Genomic DNA, 640 nt, shown 5'->3' on the forward strand with positions numbered 1-640 from the left:
GCATGGGTATTCCGCGTCGGCCACTGGCGCCACGATAACGCTGCGCGCCGCGCCGAACACAGGCGCGTCTCAAAACGGACTTGTGGTCGATACGATCACGACCGGCAGCGTTACCGCATCGACGACCAATATGGCGGGGGGCGTCACCTACGTTGCGCCCGTGGCGCAGGTTTCCACTGTGACCATTGGCGGAACAGGTGCCGTTCCTGAGACCAAAGCCACCGGAACGCTGACGATCACCGGCGGCACGTCGTCACCGGGCGTCAACAAGATCAACACCATTGTCATCAACGGCGCCGATCTGCTCGACGTTTCAATAGATTGGACCGGCTCGAACAGCACGACGGCGGCGAAAGTGGCTGACGCCATCAACAGCGGCACGCACGGTTTCACTGCCGTCGCGGCGTCAAATGTTGTCACGATAACCGCGCCCGAGAACAGCGGCGCGACGATCAATGGCGAAGCTGTCACAGTCACCACCGGCGGCGACGTTACAACGACGACGGCAGCGATGTCGGGTGGCGTTTCGGCAGTCACGTACGCACAGGACACCTGGACTGTAACGGTCGACGGCGAGCAATACCGCACGACGGGCCGTGGCTCGGCCATGGGAACGTCGATTCTGGTTCATAATTTCCGG

The 640-nt window shown here is 62.0% G+C and carries 1 protein-coding gene; it reads left to right on the top strand.

Annotated features, from left to right (window positions below; genetic code table 11):
* On the top strand, window positions 1–640 hold a 640-nt coding region (locus ACTJKP_RS27095; protein WP_440632863.1), incomplete at both ends, for a hypothetical protein.

Source organism: Brucella sp. 22210, assembly GCF_052045675.1.
GTDB lineage: Bacteria > Pseudomonadota > Alphaproteobacteria > Rhizobiales > Rhizobiaceae > Brucella.